1 protein-coding gene and 1 pseudogene are annotated in these 705 nt (G+C 46.0%); both read right to left on the bottom strand.

The annotated features are described in order from the left end of the window. Positions 1-196: 196 nt before the first annotated feature. A pseudogene (locus H5183_RS21435) lies at positions 197-421 on the bottom strand (alpha/beta hydrolase family protein); the annotation flags it as partial. Between the two features lie 71 nt (positions 422-492). Then, positions 493-705, bottom strand: a 213-nt coding sequence (locus H5183_RS21430) for a S9 family peptidase (protein ID WP_182732687.1), incomplete at its 5' end; no start/stop codon positions are given.

The raw sequence follows: 705 nt of genomic DNA, 5'->3' as shown, positions 1-705 counted from the left end.
ACATGCAGTAAACTCTTGCGAGCACGGTAGCCGTGAGCTTCGTAAGGTAACATCACTAAACGCGCTTCTTTACCTAAACCTTTTAGCGCAGCGTACATACGCTCGCTTTGCATTGGGAAGGTGCCGTGAGATTAAGGGTGGGTCTTCATCCCCATATAATTAAATTAACAAGCGCGGCATAAACCGCGCTTTCAATTTACTCTGAAACAGAAGGTTCAGTATTTGCTTGAGCATCGCTTACAGGAGCTTTGTCACTTAACAAGTACTTTTCGAGCCATTGCTCTTGCTCCCAAAGCACATGCAGTAAACTCTTGCGAGCACGGTAGCCGTGAGCTTCGTAAGGTAACATCACTAAACGCGCTTCTTTACCTAAACCTTTTAGCGCAGCGTACATACGCTCGCTTTGCATTGGGAAGGTGCCGTGAGATTAAGGGTGGGTCTTCATCCCCATATAATTAAATTAACAAGCGCGGCATAAACCGCGCTTTCAATTTACTCTGAAACAGAAGGTTCAGTATTTGCTTGAGCATCGCTTACAGGAGCTTTGTCACTTAACAAGTACTTTTCGAGCCATTGCTCTTGCTCCCAAAGCACATGCAGTAAACTCTTGCGAGCACGGTAGCCGTGAGCTTCGTAAGGTAACATCACTAAACGCGCTTCTTTACCTAAACCTTTTAGCGCAGCGTACATACGCTCGCTTTGCAT

The sequence above is a fragment of the Pseudoalteromonas sp. SR44-8 genome (assembly GCF_014163635.1).
GTDB classification, from domain to species: Bacteria; Pseudomonadota; Gammaproteobacteria; order Enterobacterales; family Alteromonadaceae; genus Pseudoalteromonas; species Pseudoalteromonas rhizosphaerae.
The sequence above is the reverse complement of the archived record's forward strand: the minus strand, read 5'-3'. Positions and strand labels throughout refer to the sequence as shown.